This window comes from Kitasatospora sp. NPDC056273, from assembly GCF_042268845.1.
In the GTDB taxonomy this organism is placed as follows: Bacteria; Actinomycetota; Actinomycetes; order Streptomycetales; family Streptomycetaceae; genus Kitasatospora.
In genome coordinates this window covers 302189-321202 of sequence record NZ_JBHJSJ010000004.1, presented here as the reverse complement: position 1 = coordinate 321202, position 19014 = coordinate 302189, and the positions used below count along the sequence as shown (strand labels likewise).

Here is a 19014-nt window from a genome sequence, read left to right as displayed (position 1 = left end):
AGCCGACCCGACCGGACGGGCAGGCGTCACCGGTCAGGCGGGCGTCACCGGAACAGCGCCTGGTCGAACCGCACCTGCGCCGACGGCAGCCCCGCCGCCGTCAGCCGGGTGCGGACGGAGCCGACCATGCCGGCCGGCCCGGTGACGCAGGCCAGGTGCTCGCGCCAGTCCCCGGCCGTCGCGACGGCGTCGGCGAGTTCGCCGACGGTGACCGGGGTGACGGTCAACCACGGCTTGTGCAGGCCGAGTTCGGACAGCGACTGCCAGTCGTAGAGGTCCCGGCGGTCCCGGGCGCCGACGAACAGGTGGACCCGGCGGCCGGTCGGCCGGTGGGCGGTCTGCTGCTCGATGATCGCCTTCATCGGGGCGAGGCCGGTGCCGCCCGCGACCAGCAGCAGGTCGCGGGCGTCGCCGTCGGGCAGCAGGCTGCCGCGCGGCGGGCCGAGGCGCAGCCGGTCGCCGACGCCGGTGTGCTCGACCAGGGCGGCGCTGACCCCGCCGGGGGCGGTGCGGCGGACGTGGAACTCCAGCTCGTTGTCGGCGCGCGGGGCGCAGCCCATCGAGTACTGCCGCCAGGTGTGCGGCAGCGCCGGGTGCTCGACGGTGCCGTACTGCCCGGCCCGGTACGGGTACGGTTCGCCGGTGCGCACCCGCAGCACGGCGAGGTCGGGGCGGCGGCGCTCGTGGCCGGTCACCACGGCGTGCCAGTACGGGGGTTCGGTGAGCGCGGAGTCGGCGCCGGCCACCATCGCGCCGACGGCGAAACGCAGCATCCGCACCCAGGCGCCCTCCAGCTCCTCCGTCCAGCGCTCGCCGGCCCGGTGCCGGACGGCCGCGCACAGGGCCTCCTCGAAGGCCTCGTAGTGCACCGGCCGGACACCCAGTTTCCGGTGGTCGCGGCCGAGTTGGCGGAGCGTCTGCTCCAGTTCGGCCGGCCGGTCGAGGTGGTCGATGAGATGGTGGAAGATCCGTTCCAGGTGGAGCTGCTGGAACTCCATCGAGGCGGGGAAAAGCGGTCGCAGGTACGGGCGGTGGCTGAACATCACCGCGTAGAGGTGGTCGATCAGGTCCGCGAGCGGGGAGATCAGGTCGAGGTCGCGCCGGATGACGTGCTGGTCCGCGGCGCCGTCGTAGCCGCCCTCCTCCCCGTACGCGTTGCACCCGAGGTCGCCGCCGGCCGAGGTGGAGGGGGCGAGGAGTTGGCGTCGCAGGCGCATCGCGTGATGGCGGGCGATCAGGCGGTCGTACTCGGCGGTGGCGGTGGCGGTGGCGGTGCCAGTGCTCATGCTGCTGCTGTTGTCCATGTCCCGCCCAGTGAACTGCCGGGCCGCCGGACACGAGAAGGGCCGATCGCCCCGGAGAGACCCGGGACCAACGACCCCTTGCGGTGGTACGTCCGGACCGGGACGCTTTTCGGCCACAGCGCGCACGGACCCCCACCGCGCGCACGCACCCCCACCGCGCACGGGCCCCATCGCGCGCACGCCCCCCCGGAACGGGCGGGGAGGACGGAAGGGTGCCCCGCGCCCCGGTGCTCTCCTACCACCAGGACCCGGGGCACCGCCGTCGTCAGACTCCTGCCCGGCGCGCCTCCCGGCGCTCCAGCCGCCGCTGCCGGCCCTGGCGCAGCGGCTGGTCGGGCAGCCACCCGAAGGTGAGACAGGCACCGACCACCCCGAGCAGCATCCCGATCACGAAGCCGCCCAGGTTGGAGGTGACCCAGCTGGCCAGCGAGGCCAGCACGGCGAGGATGGAGTAGAACAGCCGCTGCGCCGGGTTGAACAGGATCAGCAGGCCGCACAGCAGCATCACCGCGGGCACCAGGTACCCGGCCAGCCCCTGCATCCCGATGTGCAGGATGACGGGCAGCGGGGCCTTCAGGGTGAACAGGACCTCGGCGCCGCCGAGTGTCACCAGCAGCCCGCCCCAGAACGGTCGCCGGCCCCGCCAGTCGCGTGTGACCGGGCGTGCGGCGGGCTCGGCGACGGGGGCCGCCACGGCCTGGGCGGGTGCGGCCGCCGTCCCCTCGGCGGCCACCCCCTCGGCCCGTGCCGCGGTACCCTCGCCGGTGCCGGCCGGCTCCGGTACGGACTCCGCCATGCTCAGCAGCCCGTGGAGCTGAAGCTCAGCCGCAGGTTCGGCAGTTTGAACCCGACGGCGGTGCTCGCGTAGTTGTGCTGGTTCAGGTGGGTCAGCGTGACGTGGTCGGCCTGCTGACCGAACACGCCGGGGTTGCCCTTCCCGACCGGGCCGGCCTTGGTGTACGTGCTGGCGTCGCCGCCGATCTCGATGTTCTTGAACTCCGCGTCGCCGGACAGCATGTCGGAGTCGGTGGTGAGGTCGGAGGCGGTGACGGGGGTGCCACCGTCGCCCGCGTGGATCACCAGGTTGATGCCGCCGAGGTCGACGCTCTGGCACAGGTTGGTGATCTCGGCCTTCTTGATCGCCGACACCGCGACCAGCACCTGGCCGCCGGTGGAGCCCGCGTTGGGGCTGTCGGGGATCATCGAGTCCAGCGAGCCGAACTGGGCGAAGCCCTCGCCGTCCAGCTTGTCGGCGGTGATGGTGAACGGCATGCCGGAGATGGAGAACTGGGCGGCGAGCACGCCCTGGGCGGTGAGCGCCATCAGGACGCCACCGGCCGCGATGGCCGGTACGGCCATCAGGGCGCTGCGCTTCAGCCGGACCCGTCCTCTTCTCGGCCCGCTCGGCGTCTGCGGGGTCTCGGCCGCCGTGGCGGCGTCCTCGGACATGGCCATGTGTGTGCTCCCTGTGGGTGGAATGGGTGTGCAGGCACTTGGCACGTTGTCCTGGCGCGGACAGCGTTCCCCGGCCCGACCGGGCTGTCCGCCCCTCGGCAGCGGGGCGGACCGGTCGGCGCCGGTAGGTAACTGGGAAGCTACTGCCCGGTATTGGCCGGGTCAATACAGGTGCACGAAGGATCTTCACCAATCCGCGACCCGCTTCGGCCAGTCCCGCACCCCCAGCCGCTCGGCCGCTTCCGCCGGGCCGAGGAAGGGCGACAGGCAGAACAGGCTCAACAGCGGCAGGAGCTCCAGCAGTTGTTCGGTCCGGCCGGAGTCGATCCGCCGGTAGATCGCGCTGTAGACGCCGCCGACCACGGCATCCACCATCTCCTTCGACCCGACCCCGCCCGGAAGTTGGGGCACCTCGGCGAAGAACGAGCGGAACCTGGTCAGAAGTTGGGCCCGCTCCCGGCGGCCGGCTGGACCGACCGCCTCGATCTCGATCACCGCCATCGTGGCGAACGCCGGTGTCCCCGCCAGCAGTTGCAGCATCACGCCGAGCGCCTTCCGGATGCCCCGGCACCAGTCGGATTCGGCCGCGAAGGCCGCCGCCATCCGCCGGATCACCACGCCGGTGCCGTGCCGGTGCGCGGCCAGGAAGGCGTCCTCCTTGCCGTTGAACAGCTCGTAGAAGACCGGCCTGGTCACGCCCGCCGCGCGGCAGATGTCGCTGATCGTCGCGTGCTGGTAGCCGCGCTCGGCGACGGTCCGCACCAGCCCGTCCAGGAGTCGATCGCGCTGGGTCGCGGCGACCACGCCGGCGGGCAGTCGGCGCGGGCCCGGCTTGATCGAGCGGGCCGGATCGCGGCCGGTCCGGGCACCCGGCAGCAGGACCACGTCGGCTCCGCGGAGGTGTTTCCGATCCATCACCAACTCCTGTGTCCTGTATTGACATTGATGGAACACCGGGTTTACAACACTGACAGGTTTCCAACCGGTGGGCCAGCAGGCGCCCACCGGCCGGACCTCCGGGGGCTCCGCGGACCGGGGCGAAAGCCCGGGCCACGGGACCACGGCGGGGACGGGACCGCGACGGTGGCAGTCGTCGAGGGCCCCGACGGCACCGCACGTCCCCGACCGAACGGCGCGGTGCCGCGGTGTTCCACGCCGCCGTCCGTACGCAAGGCCGCACCGCAGTACCACCGCACCGCAGTTCCACCGCACCGCCGTACGCCCACCCTCGCGTACGTCCGCACCGCCGTACCGCACGGACGGGCCCGTGGCGCCGGGCCCGCCCGCCCTCGGCATGGGCCGAGGCATCCGGTGTGAAGACCGGAGCGCGGCCCGGAGAGCGACCCGGGGAACGGTACGAAGTCTCCGGTGCGAAGCCTCCGGCACCCGTCACGCCCCTCCCCCGTCGTGCACACCACCACACCCGCACGCCGGGTTTCCCCCACCCCCGTCCACCGGACGGAGAGAGGTACCCTCATGCGCATCAGCCGCACCCTCGCCACCGCCGCCCTGGCCGCACTCGCCCTCACCGGCGCGGCCGTGACCCCCGCCCAGGCCGCCGGCGCGGTCCTGACCACCGGAAGTCCGAGCGGCCCGGACGTCGCCGTCGGCGACGTGCTGACCGCCAACCTGGTCTCCGGCACCACCGCGAACTTCAACAACAGCGCCACCGGGTCGACCGGCGTCAAGTGTGCCGCCTCCTCCTTCTCGGCGACCGTCACCGCCAACCCCGCCGCGCCGGGCAGCGCCGTCGAGCGGCTCGACACCCAGACCTTCGGCTCCTGCACCTCCAACGTCATCGGTGTCACCGGCGTCAAGAGCGTCACGGTCACCAGCCTGCCGTTCACCAACACGGTCAGCGACGCCCCTGGCAACCCGGTCAAGCTCACCCCCGGCGCGGCCGGCGTGATGGGCACCACCGTGGTGCTCAACACCATCCTGGGCAGCATCAGCTGCAACTACCAGAACAGCACCGGGATCAACGGCACCACCTCGAACACCGGCAACACCATCGGCTTCGCCGGCCAGCCGTTCGCCCTGGTGTCCGGGCCGAGCCTGTGCTTCTCGACGGGCTACTTCAGCGCCACCTACGGCCCGGTGCTCGACAGCTCCGTCGCCGGCAGCCCGGCACTCTTCGTCAACTGACGCCGGGGCCCCCGCGGCCCGTCGTGACGACGGCGGCGTACGGCACCCTCACCGGGCCGTACGCCGCTGCGCCGGCCCCGTCCCCGAACCGGAACGCCCGCCCCCGAACCCGGGCGCCCGTCCCCGAGACAGCGAAGTGACCGGCCGGTAGGGTGGCGCCGCACGGAGACGGCGAACCGGAACGGGGCAGGCGGATGAGCGACGACGGCGGGCACGGCACGGGCTTCTTCACCTCGGTGGCGGACGCCTCCGAGCAGTTGGCCGCCACCGGCTACCTGGCCTCCACCTCCGTGGCCACCACCGTCTTCCTCGCCGACCGGCTCGGCAAGCCGCTGCTGGTCGAGGGCCCGGCCGGGGTCGGCAAGACCGAACTCGCCAAGGCGGTGGCCGCGATCGGCCGCGCCCGGCTGGTCCGGCTCCAGTGCTACGAGGGCATCGACGAGGCCCGCGCGCTCTACGAGTGGAACCACGCCAAGCAGCTGCTGCGGATCACCGCCGGCCGCGACGAGGGCTGGCAGGAGGCCCGCACCGACATCTTCGGCGAGGAGTTCCTGCTCGCCCGCCCGCTGCTCACCGCGATCCGCGGCGAGGAGCCGACCGTGCTGCTGATCGACGAGATGGACAAGGCCGACGTCGAGGTGGAGGCGCTGCTGCTGGAGGTGCTCAGCGACTTCCAGGTCACCGTCCCCGAGCTGGGCACCATCACCGCCGAGCGCCGCCCCTTCGTGCTGCTCACCTCGAACGCCACCCGCGAGCTCTCCGAGGCTCTGCGCCGCCGCTGCCTCTTCCTCCACCTCGACTACCCCGAGGCCGAGTTGGAGCGCCGCATCGTCCGGCTCAAGGTGCCCGGACTGGACGAGACGCTGGCCGAGTCGCTGGTCCGGGTGGTCGGCGCGCTGCGCGCGATGGAGCTGCGCAAGGCCCCGTCCGTCGCCGAGACCATCGACTGGGCCCGCACCCTGCTGGCGCTCGGCGCCGCCACCCTGGACGAGACGGTCGTCCGGGACACCCTCGGCGTGATCCTCAAGCACCAGGACGACGCCCGCAAGGCCGCCCAGAAGCTCACCCTCGCATGACGACGCCCCGGGAGGCCGACACCGCCGCCCGCCTCACCGGCCTGGTCCGCGCCCTGCGCGGGCACGGCCTGCGGATCGGCCCGGCCGAGACGGTGGACGCCGCCGCCGTCCTGGACGTCCTCGGCTTCGCCGACCGCGAGCAGATGCGGGCCGGCCTGGCCGCCGCCCTGCTCCGCTCGGAAGCCCAACGGACCGTCTACGACGCCGCCTTCGACCTATTCTTCCCGCTCGGTGTCGGCACCCCGGAGGCCGTCCGGGCCGACCCGCCGCCCGTCCCCGACGACCCCGAGCCGCCGCGCTTCGGCCGCCCCGACCCGCTGCGCGAGCAGCTGCGCGAGCGCCTCGCCGCCGCGCTGGCCGCCGACGACCGCGCCGCCCAGGCCCGGCTGGCCGGCGAGCTGATCGAGGCCTTCGGCCGGTACGGCACCGGAGGCTCCCCCGGCAGCGGGGGCTCCCCCGGCTCCGGCGGCTGGTCCGCCCAGCAGGCGCTCGGCCGGCTCGCCCCCGAGACGCTGCTCGCCCGCGTCCTCGCCGCCCTGCGCGAACGGCCCGGCGACCAGGGCCCCGCCGACCGGGACCTCTCCGACCGGGTGCTCGCCGACGAGATCCGCCGCCGCATCCGGGACTTCCGCGCCATGGCCGCCGGCGAGGCCCGCCGCCGGGTCGCCGAGCTGCGCGGCCCCGAGCGGATCGCCGAACGCGCCGTCGCCCCCACCGCCGACCGGGTCGACTTCCTCTACGCCGGCCGCGACCAGCTCGCCGAACTGCGCCGCACCGTCCACCCGTTGGCCCGCAAACTGGCCACCCGGCTGGCCGCCCGCCGCCGCCGAGCCGCCCGCGGCGAGATCGACCTGCGCCGCACCCTGCGCCGCTCGCTGGGCACCGGCGGGGTGCCGCTGCGCCCCGCGTACCGGCGGCGCCGCCCGGCCCGCCCGGAGCTGGTGCTGCTGTGCGACGTCTCCGGCTCGGTGGCGGGCTTCGCCGACTTCACCATGCTGCTGGTGCAGGCGATGGGCGAACAGTTCAGCAAGGTCCGGGTGTTCGCCTTCGTCAACCGCACCGCCGAGGTGACCGGCCTGCTGCGCGGCGGCGACGACCCGGCACGCCTGGCCGCCCGGATCCTCGCCGAGGCCGAGGTCACGGGCTACCACGGCAACAGCGACTACGGCTCCGCACTCGGGGAGTTCGCCGAACGGCACCTGGACGCCGTCGGCCCGCGCACCTGCGTGCTGGTCCTCGGCGACGCCAGGAACAACCACCGCGACCCCAACCCGGACGCGCTGCGCCGGATCGCCGCCCGGGCCCGCCGGGTGTTCTGGCTCAACCCCGAGCAGCCCTCGCTCTGGCCGACCGGCGACTCCGCCGCCCTCGTCTACGCGGGCGTGGTGGAGATGCACTCCTGCCGCAACGCCCGCCGCCTCGGCGAGCTGATCGCCCGCCTCCTGCCGGTCTGACACCGGGCGCGGCCCCCGAGGCCGCGCCCGGTGCTCCCGCCGGCTACTTGTCCAGGTGCGCCAGGAAGTCCAGCAGCGCCTCGGTGACCTCGGCCGGGCGCTCCTGCTGCGTCCAGTGGCCGGTGTCCGGCAGCCGGACGTGCCGGTGCAGCCGGGGCGTCAGGTGCGTCAGCAGGTACTGGACCGCCTCCGGCGCGATCATCGCGTTCACCAGGTCCCGCTCGCCGACCACGAACAGCGCGGGCACGTCGATCCGCTGGCCGACGAACGCCGTCATCAGCTCGCTGTTCCGGTCGATGTTGCGGTACCAGTTGAGGCCCCCGGTGAAGGCGTGCTCGCCGTGCCGGGCGTAGTCGGCGGCGAACACGTCGAGGTCCTCGTCGGTGAGCCAGTCCGGCAGGCTCTCCGGCTCCGGGACGGTGTCCAGCAGCTTCTTTCCCTCGGGGACGATCCACGGTCGCGGCTCGCCGTCGGGCTGGATGCCGCAGAGGATGCGGCGCAGGCTGGACTTGACGTCGGCCGCCAGCTCGGCGTCGGCGCGGCCCGGCTCCTGGAAGTAGATCTGGTAGAAGCCCTCGCCGAAGTTCTCCCGGGCCGCGGACAGGGTGCCGGGCCCGGCCGGCAGCGGCGGCACGCTCAGCCCGGCCACCCCGCGCACCAGGTCCGGCCGCAGCGCCGCGGCGGCCCAGGCCACCGGCGCGCCCCAGTCGTGCCCGACCACGACGGCCTTCTCCTCACCGAGCGCGGCGATCAGCGCCGTCACGTCGCCGACCAGGTGCAGCAGGGTGTAGGCGTCGATCCGCTCGGGCTGCTCGCTGCGGGCGTACCCGCGCTGGTCCGGCGCGACGACCCGGTAGCCGGCCTCGGCGAGCGGCGCGAACTGGTGGCGCCAGGAGTACCAGCTCTCCGGGAAGCCGTGCAGCAGCAGGACCAGCGGCCCCTCGCCCTGCTCCGCGTAGTGCAGCCGTACGCCGTTCACCACGACCTCGCCGTGCTTGATCGCGTCGTTCAACTCGCAACTCCCCATCCGGTGACAACATCCGGTGACAACATCCGTTCACTCCCGACCCTGCCCAGTCGGCCGCCCCCGGAACCCCGGCCGCCGAACGCGGCCGAGTCCGGAAACCCGGTGACCGAACGCGGCCGAGACCGCCCCGGAACCCCGGGACGGCCTCGGCCTGACGTCGGCTGACGTGGCGTCAGTTCACGGTGTAGCTGTACGGGATCGCCGCGAGCACCGAACCGGTGGTGTTCAGGGCGTTGTTGGCGGTGGCCACGCCGGTCGGGCCGGACACCAGGTACAGCACGCCCTTGACGGTGCTGCCCTTCGGGCCGGTCGGGGTCAGCGTCACCTGGAGCGTGCCGGTGGCGCCGGGGGCGACGGTCACCGGGGTGGCGGCCGCGGCCGAGGCGTTCACCGAGGCGGCGTACGGGTCACCGGTGCTGGAGGTCAGCGCCGGGTCGAAGGCCTGGGTGTGCGCGGTGGCCGTGATGGTGGAGGTGCCGGCCGGCGCGCCGCCGGTGCCGAACGGGCCGATCTGCTGGACGAAGGTGCTCCAGGTGCCGGGGACGACCGGCTGCTCGGCGGTGCCGTTGTCGGTGACGACCGAGACGGTGGAGCCGTCCTGGGCCTTCTTCAGGTCGCCGAACAGGTCCGGCGAGCCCGTGGTGGCACTCAGCTCGATCTGCGCCGGCGTCGAGGACGCCGCCACGGCCTTGAGCCGGTCGGTGCCCGGCGGCACCAGGAAGGACGGCACCGCGGAGCTGAGGCTCAGCGGCAGGGTGACGGTCGCCGAGGTGCCCTGCGGCACCAGCGGCACGTCCACCCGGCGGTCCAGCCGGCCGTCGGCCGCGATCCGCTGGGTCGCGACGGTGTTGTTGGTGTAGTTCACCTGGACGGTGACCGGCTTGCCGGCCGCCAGCTTGCTGCGGGCGTCGTTGGGCAGACCGGCCGCGGTGGCCTGGTTCTGGTTGAACGCGATGGTGCCGGTGAAGTCCTGGGCGAGCTCCTGGCCGCTGACCGGGCCGAGCACGTTCAGGACGAACCGCCAGCGGCCGGCGGCCGGGTTGACGGCGGTGGCCGAGACGCCGTTGCCGGTGCCCGCCAGGTTGCCCTGGGCGTCGAACTGCCCGTTGCCCTCGATGTCGACCGGGGTGCCGTTCGGGCTGATCAGCGCGCCCTGCATGAGCAGCTTCGGGTCCTTGCCGACGGTCAGGCCGACCCGCAGGTCCTTCTGGCCCTTCGGGACGTCGAAGGCGTACGAGAAGCTCTGCGTCGGCGAGGCGCTGCGGCCGTTGCCGCCGGTGATGGTGCCGGTGAAGGTGCCCTTGCCCTGGTTGACCGGGACGAGGCTGCGCAGCACGACCGGGACGCTGGTGGTGTTGCCGTTGGAGCCGGAGACCAGGACGGCCGCGCTGGAGTCGCCGCTGGTGGCCGGGGTGGTGAGCTGGACCTTGAGGGTCTTGGTCTGGCCCGGCTTCAGGTCGGTGGTGCCGGGGCTCACGGCGCCGGCCGGCACCGCGCGCTGGGTGGCGGTGCCGAGCTCGACGGCGCCGTTGTAGCCGGTCTGGCCGGCCGGGGTGTAGAGGACGGCGGTCCACTCGCCGGCCACCGGGTGCGGGACGTCCACCAGGCCGAAGTTGGCCGGGGTGGCGCCGCCCTGCGGACGGGTGTTGGTCTCGAAACGGCCCGAGGGGTCGAGCAGCGTCATCCGGACCACCGGCCCGTTGGTGACCGGGTTGGGCGCGCCCTGCCAGGCGATCGAGGCCGCGAGGCGGTCGGCGCCGGCCGGGACGGTGAACTTGACCTGCTTCTGCACCCAGTCCGCGCCGTTGGTCGCGTACTTGAAGGTGTCCTTCGAGGACGGGTCCAGCTGCACGGTCTGCCGGTTGCTCGACTGCGGGGCGAAGCCGCGGGTCGTGGCGCTCACCGTCTGGGTGCTGTCACTGGTGTTGGTGACGGACACGTCGGCGGTGTGGGTCGAGCCGGGGGCGCCGGCGATGTCGACCTGGCCGGTGTTGACCACGACGGTCTTCGCACCGTCGGTGCCGTCCCCGTCGTCGTAGCCGCGGGCGGCCTCGACGGCGGCGCGGACGTTCAGCAGGCCGGCGCCCTGCTCCTCGGCCGGCACGCCGAGGTCGGTGGCGGTGCCGGTGAGGAACTTCTTCACCAGCGCCGGGGCGGGCGAGTCGCCGCCGTGGGTGTCGCGGTAGGCCTGGATGACCAGGGCCGCTGCGCCGGTGACGAACGGGGCCGACTGGCTGGTGCCGCCGAACGGCTGGATCGGCGAGGGCTGCCCGTTGTAGCCCGTGCAGTCCGTGTACTTGCTGGTGTCGGGCGTGCACAGCGCCCAGTCCGACTCGCCCGGCGCGACCAGGTCGACGGTCCGGCCGGCCTGGGTGAAGCCGCCCGAGGAGAGCGCGGAGATGCGGCTGTTGCTCCAGGTCTTGTTGGAGAACTGGGAGGCCGCGTAACCGGTCTGCTGGTAGTTCTGGTTGTCCGTCGAGGCGCCGACCGCGATCACGGACGGGTCGGTGGCCGGGGTGCCGATCGTGCCGCTGAGGCCGGCGTCACCGGTGGAGACCGCGACGGTGACACCGGCCTTGACGGCCTGCTCGTTGAAGAGCGAGATGGTGTCGTGCGCGCCGCTGTCCGGGGTGACGTTGCCGCCGAAGGACTCGTTCAGCACGTCCACGTGGGCGACCCGCACCGCGTAGTCGATCGACTGGAGGATCGACGAGTTGGACATCATCTCGCCGCCGGCCTTCAGCGCGACCAGGTCGGCGTCCGGGGCGAGGCCGCGGATGCGGATGTTGCAGCCGGCCGGCAGCGGGTGCGAGGAGTTGACGAACTTGGAGACGTCGTAGACCTGGCGGCCCTGGGCGATGACCGCCGAGGCGTCGCCGAAGGCCTCGGCCGCGCCGGTCGGCGCGTCCCAGCCGTCGCCCGCGAAGTCCTGGTAGTCGACCACGGCGTGCGAGCCGTCGGCCCGGATGAAGTCCGGGTTGTTCGGGTCGAGGCCGTCCGCGATGTAGGCGACCTTGACGCCCTTGCCGGTGGCGAGGTCCTCAACGCCGGGCTTGCCGTTGCCGGTGACGGCCCGGGTCGAGTAGAGGCCCTCGGGCTCCAGCAGCGGCTTGGCCGGGTCGGCGGGGCAGACCGTGTTGGTCGCGTTCTCCTCCGCCCCCTGGCCGTTACTGCCCGAAACGGCCTGCGGAGCGGCGTCGACCTTGGGCGCCTTGGCGGCGGCGGTGTCCTTGGCCGCCTTCGCCTTGGCGGCGGCCGGCGGGGCGACCTGGACCTGGGCGTCCGCCACCACGGAGGAGACGGCCGGGTCGGCCTGGAGCTGGGCCCGCAGGGCGGGGCTGACCGTGGCCGAGAAGGCGTTGCCGACCACGAAACTCTTGATATCGGTGCCGCCGCCGGCCTTGACCTTGTTCAGCAGCGGCGCCTGTGCGTCGGCGGTCTTCTGCTGCCGGGCGCCGAGGTGGCCGTGGTCGGCCGGGGCGTCCGCGATCTGGTCCTTCATGATGACGATCACCGGCACCGGGGACCCGTCCGTGGACGCCGCCTGGGCGTTCTGCGGTTCGGGGGCCGGGGCCGCGGTCGCGATGGTCCCGAGGCTCAGGACCATGGACGCGGCGGTCACCGTGACGGCGGCCGCTAGCTGGGTTTTCCGCCAGCCGATCATATAAATCCTCTCGTCAGATGGACAGCTGACGCATTCCAACGCACCTGAGAGGATCACGACAAGGGGGTAAATCCCCATCAGAAAGTAAAGTTGACCATCAATCAGTAAAATTCGGAGAGGAAATCGGGTCGAATCCGCATCTTTCAGCCGATCGGCCCTTGCCGGATCCGGACGGCCGGCACGGGAGAGCCCCGGCGGACTCCCTTCCCACGCCGCCGCCCGGCGAAACGGCCGCCACGGCGCCCGGGCGTCCCGCGGCGGGACGCCCGGCCCGGTCTCAGGTGCCGGCCAGCCGCTCCTGAGCGTCCGCCAGGTCCTCGGCGGTGGGCGCGTCGTCCTGGGTCAGCCGGTGGCGCCAGTAGCCGGTGAAGTCGATGTCCTCCTTCGGCACCCCCTGCTCCTCGATCAGGAGCCGGCGGACCTCCCGGACCGCCCCCGCCTCCCCGGCCAGCCAGACGAAGGGCTCACCCCCCGGCAGCACGCCGTCCCGGAACGCCTCGGTCAGCACGGTGCCCGGGGCCGCGCCGTCGCGGTACAGCCACTCCACCTCCAGCTCGGCGCGGCTCTCCAGCTCCTGGCGTTCCGCCTGGTCGGCGACCTCGATCCACACGTACGCCCGCACCCCCTCGGGCAGCACCCCGAGCAGCGTCGCGAGCGCCGGCAGCGCGGTCTCGTCGCCCGCCAGCAGCACCCAGTCGGCCTCCGTGGCGGCCTCGACGAAGGGGACCCGCGGGGCGTACAGCGCGGAGGGGCCGACCATCCCAAGCCGGTCCCCCGGCGCGGCCCGCTCCGCCCAGGCGGCGGCCGGGCCGGAGTCCCCGTGCAGCACGAAGTCGATCTCGACCAGCCGGGTGCCGGGCCGCCGGCCGCGCAGGGTGAAGCTGCGCAGCAGCGGGCGCTCGGCCTCCGGGATCGCCAGGTAGGCCTGGTACCAGCCCATCGGGTCGTCCTGCCGGGCGGGCAGCACCGGCTCGCGCTGCCCGGGGCGCGGGAAGCAGAGCTTCAGCTGCTGGTCCGGGGCGGTCCCGACGGCGTCGGGGAGTTCCTCGGCGGCGAAGGTGATCCGGGCGGTGCGCGGTGTGGTCCGGCGGACCTCGACGACCTCGACGAAGGTGACGGGCAATGTCATCGCGAAACCCCTTCGATTGGTAACCTTACGGCATAAAGAGTTGCCGTCGAACGATACTTTACGCCATAAGGAGATGTCGGATGACCGTCTACGCCGGGCAGGGCGACGCCCACCGCGCGCTCGCCCTGCTCTGGGGCGCGCCCGAGGAGCCGCGCGCCGGGCGCAGCGGCCCCAAACCGGGTCTGAGCGTCGACGCGATCGTGTCCGCCGGAATCGCGGTGGCCGACGCCGAGGGCATGGCCGCGCTGTCGATGCGCGCCGTGGGCGAACGGCTCGGCCGCACCGCGATGGCGCTCTACACCTATGTGCCCGGCAAGGTCGAACTGCTCGACCTGATGCACGACCGGGCGCTCGCCGAACTCGCCACCGAACCCCGCTCGGGAGTTCCCGCCGAATTCCCCGGCGGACTCCCGGTGGCCGACGGCTGGCGGGAAGCCGTCACCGCCTGGGCCGAGGCCCTGTACGCCTGCTACCTGCGCCACCCCTGGGTGCTCCAGGTCTCACAGGCCCGGCCGGTCCTCGGCCCCGCCGAACTCGCCGCGATGGAGGCGCTGTTGCGCGCACTGCGGCCGGCCGGCCTGGCGCCGGCGCGGCTGCGCGGGGCGGTCGCCGCGCTCTGGCAGTTCGTCCGCGGCCTGGCCGCCACCACCGCCGACGCGCGCGGCGCGGCCGCCGCCACCGGGATCGCCGACGAGGACTGGTGGGCCACCCGCTCCGCCCGACTCGCCGAACTGGCACCGGACTTCGCGGAACGCTTCCCCCTGCTCGTCGCCCTGCAGAGCACCGGCGGCGGCGCCCCCGAGGACGGCCACCGGGAGGCCTTCCGTACCGGGCTCGCCGTCCTGCTAGACGGCATCGCGGCGGGGGCGCCCTCAGACGATCCGGGCGTGCGCTGACCGTGCCGGGCGCGTTCCAGCCGTGCCGCGCATCCCCTAGCCGTGCCGGGCGGCGGGGAGCGCCAGCAGGACACCCAGCACCACCAGGGTGGAGTACCCGGCGATCTCGTGGCCGGCCGGCACCAGGACCCGGACGAAGCCGAACAGCCGGAAGCCCTCGATCCAGGTGGACAGCAGGCCGGAGGCGCCGCCGACGATCAACACGGAGCCGAGGTAGCCGAGCAGGGTCTTCATGCTCCCGAGCCTAGGAATCCGGCCCTCCGCCGGACATCCGACTTTCGGTGCGGGCCGACGCCACCAAAGTCGTCCCTTCCGCGCGGCTCCGCCCCGGCTCCGGACGGTTCCTCACCACCCGGCCCGACTCCGGACGGCTCCGGACGGCTCAGCCCGGCTCCGGACGGAGCAGCAGGCCCGGCGGCCCGGCGGCGGCGCGGGTACGTTCGCCGTGTGTTCCCCACCCGCACACCCCTGAAGTCGCCCTCCGCCGCCGTGACCGCGGCCGGAGCCGCCGCCTGCGCCGTCCTGGTCCTCGCCGTCACCGCCCCGGCCTCCCTCGCCCAGGACTCCGTCCCCGCCGTCGGCGGGGAGCGGCTCGGCCGCCCGGCCGTCCAGGTCGCGCCGCTGGCCGGGGCGCCCGCGCTGCCGTCCGACCTGACCGGCCGCTCCTGGCTGGTCGCCGACGCGGCCACCGGCGAGGTGCTCGCCGCCCGCGACGCCCACCTGCCGCTGCCCCCGGCCAGCACCCTCAAGATGCTGTTCGCGGACACCGTGCTGCCCAAGTTCGACCGCACCACCGAGCACAAGGTCACCACGACCGAGCTCGCCAGCCTCGGCGCCGGCAGCAGCCTGGTCGGCGTCAAGGAGAACCTGCCGTACCGGGTCGAGGACCTCTGGCGGGGCGTCTTCCTCAGCTCCGGCAACGACGCCGTCCACGTCCTCGCCCACATGAACGGCGGCATCCAGCAGACCGTCACCGAGATGCAGGAGCGCGCCCGGGCGCTCCAGGCCCGCGACACCAAGGTCGTCTCCCCGGACGGCTACGACATGGACGGCCAGGTCTCCTCCGCCTACGACCTCACGCTCTTCGCCCGGGCCGGGCTGCGCAACGCCGACTTCCGCTCCTACTGCGCCACCCGCACCGCGCGCTTCCCCGGCGGACTGGACAAGCTCACCGGCCAGCGCACCAGCTTCGACATCGCCAACACCGACCGGCTGCTCGGCAAGTACCCCGGCCTGATCGGCGTCAAGAACGGCTACACCACCAACGCGGGCGCCACTTTCACCGGCGCCGCCGAACGCGACGGCCGCACCCTGCTGGTGACGGTGATGCACCCGGACGCGCAGGGCAGGGTCTACGACGAGGCCGCCAGCCTGCTCGACTGGGGCTTCGCGGCCGCCGGGAAGGTCCAGCCGGTCGGCAAGCTGGTCGACGACACCGCCGCCCCCGCCCCCGCCGGGCCGTCCGCCTCCGCTGGCGGGGCCGAGGCCGGCGAGCAGTTGCCGCCCTGGTCCCGTCCCCCGCTGACCAGCGGCTCCGGCTCGGGCCTCGCCCCCGCCGTCTGGACCGCCGCCGTCCTCGCCACCGCCCTCGCCGCCTGGGCCACCGCCCGCGTCTCCGCCCGCCGCCGCACCGCGTCCGCCGCGTCCGCCGCGGCGTACGACGGGGGCGGGGCGACCGCCGTCGGGGGCGCCACCGGCGCCACCGGCGTCGGCGGCCACGGCCGGCACCGCCTCACCCGCCGCGCCCGCACCCTGCTCCGCACCGCCCGGACCCGCGGGCCCCGCTGACAGGACAGGGCGTTCCCGTGGAACTCTGGCTGCTGAACCACTTCTCCACCGCCCTGCTCGCCCTCCTGGTGGTCGGCGGCTTCGTCGTCCTCGCGGTGACCGCCAGCCTCGTCACCACCCGGCGCTTCCCCGCCCTCGTCGGAGGCGAGAACAACGACATGGTCGGCGTGGTGCTCGGCATGTTCGGGGCGATCTACGGGATCATCCTCGCCTTCGTCATCGTCAACCTGTGGACCGAGCTCCAGGACACCCAGAAGATCGTCTCCACCGAGGCGACGGCGGTCTCCCAGATCGCCCGCGACGCCAAGGCCTTCCCGCCCGACGTCCAGACCGCCGTGGACGCCTCGGTCCGCGGCTACGTGCACGGCGTCGTCGAGCTGCAGTGGCCGCTGATGCGGGCCGGCCACGGCGACTTCACCGTGACGGCCTCGAAGATGGACGCGATGTACACGGCGCTGCGCGCGTACGAGCCGCAGTCCCAGTCCGAGCAGGCCTTCTACACCGAGGCCCTGAGCAGCCTCAACGACGCGGTCGGCCAGCGCCGGGACCGGATCAACGCCAGCCGCGAGGAACTGCCCGTCCTGCTCCAGGTCCTGATCGTGGGCGGCGCGCTGGTGATCCTCGCGCTGACCCTGCTGTACGGCATCCGCAGCCTGAAGGTGCGGATGCTGTTCGTCGGCTCGGTGGCCGCCCTGATCGGGTTCAGCCTGCTGCTCGTCCTGGTGCTCGACCGGCCCTTCGCCGGGGAGCTCAGCGTCTCGCCGGCACCGTTCAAGGAGAGCGCGCTGGCCAGGTTCTGGTGACGTGGCCCCTAGAATTCGGGCCATGACCACGCCCGACCCCTCCGCCGCGGACCGGCTCGCCCGGATCGTCCAGCTCTCCTCCGGGAGCTACCTGCTCGTCACCACGTACAGGAAGGACGGCACCGCCGTGCCGACCCCGGTGTGGGTGGTGCGCGACGGGGAGGCGCTCGGGGTCTGGACCGTCGCGGACTCCTGGAAGGTCAAGCGGATCCGCAACCGCGCCGACGTGCTGGTCGGCCCGTGCGACGTCAAGGGCCGCCCGACCGGCGAGCAGTACCCCGCCACCGCCGAGCTCCTCGGCCCCGAGCGCACCGCCGCCTACCGCACCCTGCTGCGCCAGAAGTACGGCCTGCTCGGCGTGCTCACCCTGCTCGGCAGCCGGCTGCGGCGCGGCGAGCGCGGCACCGTCGGCATCCGGATCACGCTGACGGACTGAGCGCTGACGGACTGAGCGCTGACGGACCGGGCTACGGGTGCGGGCCCGCCAGTGCGCTGGGCAGCCCGACGAACCCCGACTCCGGCCCGAACCGCTCCTCCAGCCCGTCCGCCAGGGCGGTCAGCGCGGCCGCGCCGTCGCCGTGGAAGGAGGAACCGTGCATCACCGCCAGGGTGCGCGGGCGCAGCTCGGCGAGGGAGCGCAGCGCGGTCGCGGCGGCCGTCAGGCAGGAGGTCTGGCGGAACAGCCCCTCGGATTCCAGGGCCGATTCGACCAGGTCGGCGTCGGTGACGGCGGGCCCGTTGCCGAGGTGGGTGAACAGGTCGCCGCAGAACAGGGTGCGGGTCTGCTCCTCGAACAGCACCCGCGCCTCCCAGCCGTGCGGCACGTGCGCGGTGTTGATGTTGCGCACCCGTCGGCGCACCTGGCGCCCGCCGAGGTCCAGCACCTCGCCGTCGTCCATCGGCACCGGCGGGCGGTCGGCCAGGTCGTTCAGCGAGACCAGGCAGCCGAGCGTGTTGTGCGCGACCCGCGCGTGCGGGGCCGCGGCGAGGAACTCGTTCATCGCCCCGCACTCGTCCGCCTCGACGTGGCCGAAGGTCACCCACCGCAGCCGCTCCACCGGCAGCACCCGGCCGACCGCCTCGGACACCGCCGGGAACAGCGAGCGCATCCCGGTGTGGAAGATCAGCGGTTCCTCGGCGTCGACCAGGAACTGGTTGAAGGTGAACCCGGCGGGCGGGGCGATCTCCGGGACGAAGGTCGAGATCCGGTAGATGCGTTCGGCGATCTCGTCGATGCGTGTGTCCATGGGCCCGTTGCCTACCCGAGCCGCCCGGGGCCGGCGCTCAGGCGGCACCGGACATGCCGCCCGCGTCGCCGGTTCGGCCGAGCGGCGCGGCTCCGACCGGTCGCCGCGGAACCCGCCCTGGCGGCGTGGCAGGCTGGCGGCCATGGACGAGAACGAGGCCGGGCCGCTCCCGCTGCTGGTGGTGGACGGCGCGAACGTGGTCGGATCGGTGCCGGACGGCTGGTGGCGCGACCGGCGGGGCGCCGCCGAGCGGCTGCGGGACGCGCTGGTGGCCGTCGCCGAGCGGGGCGTGCCGGAGCACCCCGGCCCGTTGGAGGTGGTGCTGGTCGTCGAGGGCGCGGCCCGGGGGGTGGACGGCGTGCCCGGAGTACGGGTGGTGGCGGCGAGCGGCAGCGGCGACGACCGGATCGTGGAGCTGGTCCGGGCCGAGAAGGCCCGAGACCCCGCCCGCACCTGTCTGGTCGCCACCGCCGACCGCGAACTGCGGGCCCGGGTCGGCGTGTCGGGTGCCACCGCCATCGGGCCGCGCAGCGTTCGGCCGTAGCCCTGCGATATGTCTAGTCGGCCTGGGTGGCGTACATGCCCCAGTGGATCGACGGGTCCGAGGTGTGCGCGGTGAACAGCAGGTCCCGGCCCGGGCGGGCGGGGACCTCCACCGAACCGACGCCGGTGGAGTCGACCGGGCACTGGACCGTGAAGTCGACCGGCGCCGCGCCGCCGATGTGCACGTCCACCGAGCCGCCGCCCCGGCAGCCGAGCGTGAACGTGAACGGCTGCGACGGGTTCACCGAGGCCGTCACGGCGCCGCCGTCGCCGATCCAGTCCGGTATCCAGATCAGCCCCTCCGGCCCCGGGTGCGGCAGGATCTCGCCCGTCCCGGGCTGGCCGGGAACCGCGGCGGGCGCCTCGGCCCCGCTCCCGGCCGGCTGCGCCACCGCCGTCCCGGCGAGGGCGAGCACCGCCCCCACCGCCCCGGCCACCGCCGCGAAGCCCTGCTTCCCCGTACGCTTCATCGCTGGTTCCCCC

The 19014-nt window shown here is 73.8% G+C and carries 18 protein-coding genes; 8 read left to right on the top strand and 10 right to left on the bottom strand.

All coding sequences use genetic code 11. The features are described from left to right. Positions 1-44: 44 nt before the first annotated feature. The 4 genes from ACFCY1_RS05925 to ACFCY1_RS05910 form a co-directional block, all read right to left on the bottom strand. Positions 45-1286 carry a globin domain-containing protein gene (locus ACFCY1_RS05925; RefSeq protein ID WP_375873674.1) on the bottom strand — a complete coding sequence of 414 codons (1242 nt, stop codon included), beginning with the start codon at positions 1284-1286 and terminating at the stop codon, positions 45-47. 283 nt (positions 1287-1569) lie between these two features. Beyond that, positions 1570-2100 (bottom strand): DUF6114 domain-containing protein, encoded by a 531-nt coding sequence (locus tag ACFCY1_RS05920; protein WP_241852985.1) that lies wholly within the window; start codon positions 2098-2100, stop codon positions 1570-1572. 2 nt (positions 2101-2102) lie between these two features. Beyond that, positions 2103-2759: a DUF6230 family protein gene (locus ACFCY1_RS05915; protein WP_049650672.1), complete on the bottom strand. Its 657-nt coding sequence runs from the start codon at positions 2757-2759 to the stop codon at positions 2103-2105. 186 nt (positions 2760-2945) lie between these two features. Continuing rightward, positions 2946-3674 (bottom strand): TetR/AcrR family transcriptional regulator, encoded by a 729-nt coding sequence (locus ACFCY1_RS05910; RefSeq protein ID WP_049650671.1) that lies wholly within the window; start codon positions 3672-3674, stop codon positions 2946-2948. 561 nt (positions 3675-4235) lie between these two features. On the opposite strand from ACFCY1_RS05910, the gene ACFCY1_RS05905 reads away from it, so the two are divergent. The 3 genes from ACFCY1_RS05905 (at position 4236) to ACFCY1_RS05895 (ending at position 7434) form a co-directional block, all read left to right on the top strand. Further along, entirely contained in the window at positions 4236-4904 is a 669-nt protein-coding gene (locus ACFCY1_RS05905; RefSeq protein WP_049650670.1) for a hypothetical protein, read from the top strand. A 194-nt stretch (positions 4905-5098) separates the two neighbouring features. Then, positions 5099-5980 carry an AAA family ATPase gene (locus ACFCY1_RS05900; RefSeq protein ID WP_375873673.1) on the top strand — a complete coding sequence of 294 codons (882 nt, stop codon included), beginning with the start codon at positions 5099-5101 and terminating at the stop codon, positions 5978-5980. Further along, positions 5977-7434 carry a VWA domain-containing protein gene (locus ACFCY1_RS05895; RefSeq protein ID WP_375873672.1) on the top strand — a complete coding sequence of 486 codons (1458 nt, stop codon included), beginning with the start codon at positions 5977-5979 and terminating at the stop codon, positions 7432-7434. Before ACFCY1_RS05900 ends, ACFCY1_RS05895 begins: the two co-directional genes overlap by 4 nt. A 43-nt stretch (positions 7435-7477) precedes the next feature. On the opposite strand, the gene ACFCY1_RS05890 is transcribed toward ACFCY1_RS05895, so the two are convergent. The 3 genes from ACFCY1_RS05890 to ACFCY1_RS05880 form a co-directional block, all read right to left on the bottom strand. Beyond that, a complete protein-coding gene (locus tag ACFCY1_RS05890; protein ID WP_259316439.1) occupies positions 7478-8446 on the bottom strand; it encodes an alpha/beta fold hydrolase in 969 nt (322 codons plus the stop codon). A 187-nt stretch (positions 8447-8633) separates the two neighbouring features. Continuing rightward, the gene (locus ACFCY1_RS05885) at positions 8634-12125 is read right to left on the bottom strand and encodes a S8 family serine peptidase (RefSeq protein WP_375873671.1); all 3492 of its coding nucleotides are present in this window, start codon (positions 12123-12125) and stop codon (positions 8634-8636) included. A gap of 277 nt (positions 12126-12402) precedes the next feature. Then, positions 12403-13254 carry a siderophore-interacting protein gene (locus ACFCY1_RS05880; RefSeq protein WP_375873670.1) on the bottom strand — a complete coding sequence of 284 codons (852 nt, stop codon included), beginning with the start codon at positions 13252-13254 and terminating at the stop codon, positions 12403-12405. Positions 13255-13334: 80 nt separating this feature from the next. Here ACFCY1_RS05880 and ACFCY1_RS05875 point away from each other — a divergent pair, with 80 nt between their 5' ends. Then, positions 13335-14150: a TetR/AcrR family transcriptional regulator gene (locus tag ACFCY1_RS05875; protein WP_375873669.1), complete on the top strand. Its 816-nt coding sequence runs from the start codon at positions 13335-13337 to the stop codon at positions 14148-14150. A 36-nt stretch (positions 14151-14186) separates the two neighbouring features. Here the strand turns inward: ACFCY1_RS05875 and ACFCY1_RS05870 are convergent, their stop codons facing one another. After that, positions 14187-14384 (bottom strand): hypothetical protein, encoded by a 198-nt coding sequence (locus tag ACFCY1_RS05870; protein ID WP_049660802.1) that lies wholly within the window; start codon positions 14382-14384, stop codon positions 14187-14189. 213 nt (positions 14385-14597) lie between these two features. Between ACFCY1_RS05870 and ACFCY1_RS05865 the strand changes: the two genes are divergently transcribed. Genes ACFCY1_RS05865 through ACFCY1_RS05855 form a run of 3 tightly spaced genes read left to right on the top strand, consistent with a single transcriptional unit; the run spans position 14598 to position 17177 of the window. Then, entirely contained in the window at positions 14598-15938 is a 1341-nt protein-coding gene (locus ACFCY1_RS05865) for a D-alanyl-D-alanine carboxypeptidase family protein (protein ID WP_375873668.1), read from the top strand. Positions 15939-15955: 17 nt separating this feature from the next. Continuing rightward, positions 15956-16741: a DUF4239 domain-containing protein gene (locus ACFCY1_RS05860; RefSeq protein WP_375873667.1), complete on the top strand. Its 786-nt coding sequence runs from the start codon at positions 15956-15958 to the stop codon at positions 16739-16741. Between the two features lie 22 nt (positions 16742-16763). Then, entirely contained in the window at positions 16764-17177 is a 414-nt protein-coding gene (locus ACFCY1_RS05855) for a PPOX class F420-dependent oxidoreductase (protein ID WP_117486643.1), read from the top strand. A gap of 31 nt (positions 17178-17208) precedes the next feature. Here the strand turns inward: ACFCY1_RS05855 and ACFCY1_RS05850 are convergent, their stop codons facing one another. Then, positions 17209-17988, bottom strand: a complete 780-nt coding sequence (locus ACFCY1_RS05850; protein WP_375873666.1) for an MBL fold metallo-hydrolase — start codon at positions 17986-17988, stop codon at positions 17209-17211. 142 nt (positions 17989-18130) lie between these two features. Between ACFCY1_RS05850 and ACFCY1_RS05845 the strand changes: the two genes are divergently transcribed. Further along, positions 18131-18532, top strand: a complete 402-nt coding sequence (locus tag ACFCY1_RS05845) for an NTP pyrophosphohydrolase (protein ID WP_375873665.1) — start codon at positions 18131-18133, stop codon at positions 18530-18532. Positions 18533-18545: 13 nt separating this feature from the next. Here ACFCY1_RS05845 and ACFCY1_RS05840 read toward each other — a convergent pair whose 3' ends face one another. After that, the gene (locus ACFCY1_RS05840) at positions 18546-19001 is read right to left on the bottom strand and encodes a hypothetical protein (protein ID WP_375873664.1); all 456 of its coding nucleotides are present in this window, start codon (positions 18999-19001) and stop codon (positions 18546-18548) included. Positions 19002-19014 lie beyond the last annotated feature (13 nt).

Coding starts and splice junctions, on each gene's coding strand:
- ACFCY1_RS05925 (WP_375873674.1), bottom strand. CDS start 1,286: ATGAGCACTGGCACCGCCACCGCCACCGCCACCGCCGAGTACGACCGC.
- ACFCY1_RS05920 (WP_241852985.1), bottom strand. CDS start 2,100: ATGGCGGAGTCCGTACCGGAGCCGGCCGGCACCGGCGAGGGTACCGCG.
- ACFCY1_RS05915 (WP_049650672.1), bottom strand. CDS start 2,759: ATGGCCATGTCCGAGGACGCCGCCACGGCGGCCGAGACCCCGCAGACG.
- ACFCY1_RS05910 (WP_049650671.1), bottom strand. CDS start 3,674: ATGGATCGGAAACACCTCCGCGGAGCCGACGTGGTCCTGCTGCCGGGT.
- ACFCY1_RS05905 (WP_049650670.1), top strand. CDS start 4,236: ATGCGCATCAGCCGCACCCTCGCCACCGCCGCCCTGGCCGCACTCGCC.
- ACFCY1_RS05900 (WP_375873673.1), top strand. CDS start 5,099: ATGAGCGACGACGGCGGGCACGGCACGGGCTTCTTCACCTCGGTGGCG.
- ACFCY1_RS05895 (WP_375873672.1), top strand. CDS start 5,977: ATGACGACGCCCCGGGAGGCCGACACCGCCGCCCGCCTCACCGGCCTG.
- ACFCY1_RS05885 (WP_375873671.1), bottom strand. CDS start 12,125: ATGATCGGCTGGCGGAAAACCCAGCTAGCGGCCGCCGTCACGGTGACC.
- ACFCY1_RS05880 (WP_375873670.1), bottom strand. CDS start 13,254: ATGACATTGCCCGTCACCTTCGTCGAGGTCGTCGAGGTCCGCCGGACC.
- ACFCY1_RS05875 (WP_375873669.1), top strand. CDS start 13,335: ATGACCGTCTACGCCGGGCAGGGCGACGCCCACCGCGCGCTCGCCCTG.
- ACFCY1_RS05870 (WP_049660802.1), bottom strand. CDS start 14,384: ATGAAGACCCTGCTCGGCTACCTCGGCTCCGTGTTGATCGTCGGCGGC.
- ACFCY1_RS05855 (WP_117486643.1), top strand. CDS start 16,764: ATGACCACGCCCGACCCCTCCGCCGCGGACCGGCTCGCCCGGATCGTC.
- ACFCY1_RS05850 (WP_375873666.1), bottom strand. CDS start 17,988: ATGGACACACGCATCGACGAGATCGCCGAACGCATCTACCGGATCTCG.
- ACFCY1_RS05845 (WP_375873665.1), top strand. CDS start 18,131: ATGGACGAGAACGAGGCCGGGCCGCTCCCGCTGCTGGTGGTGGACGGC.
- ACFCY1_RS05840 (WP_375873664.1), bottom strand. CDS start 19,001: ATGAAGCGTACGGGGAAGCAGGGCTTCGCGGCGGTGGCCGGGGCGGTG.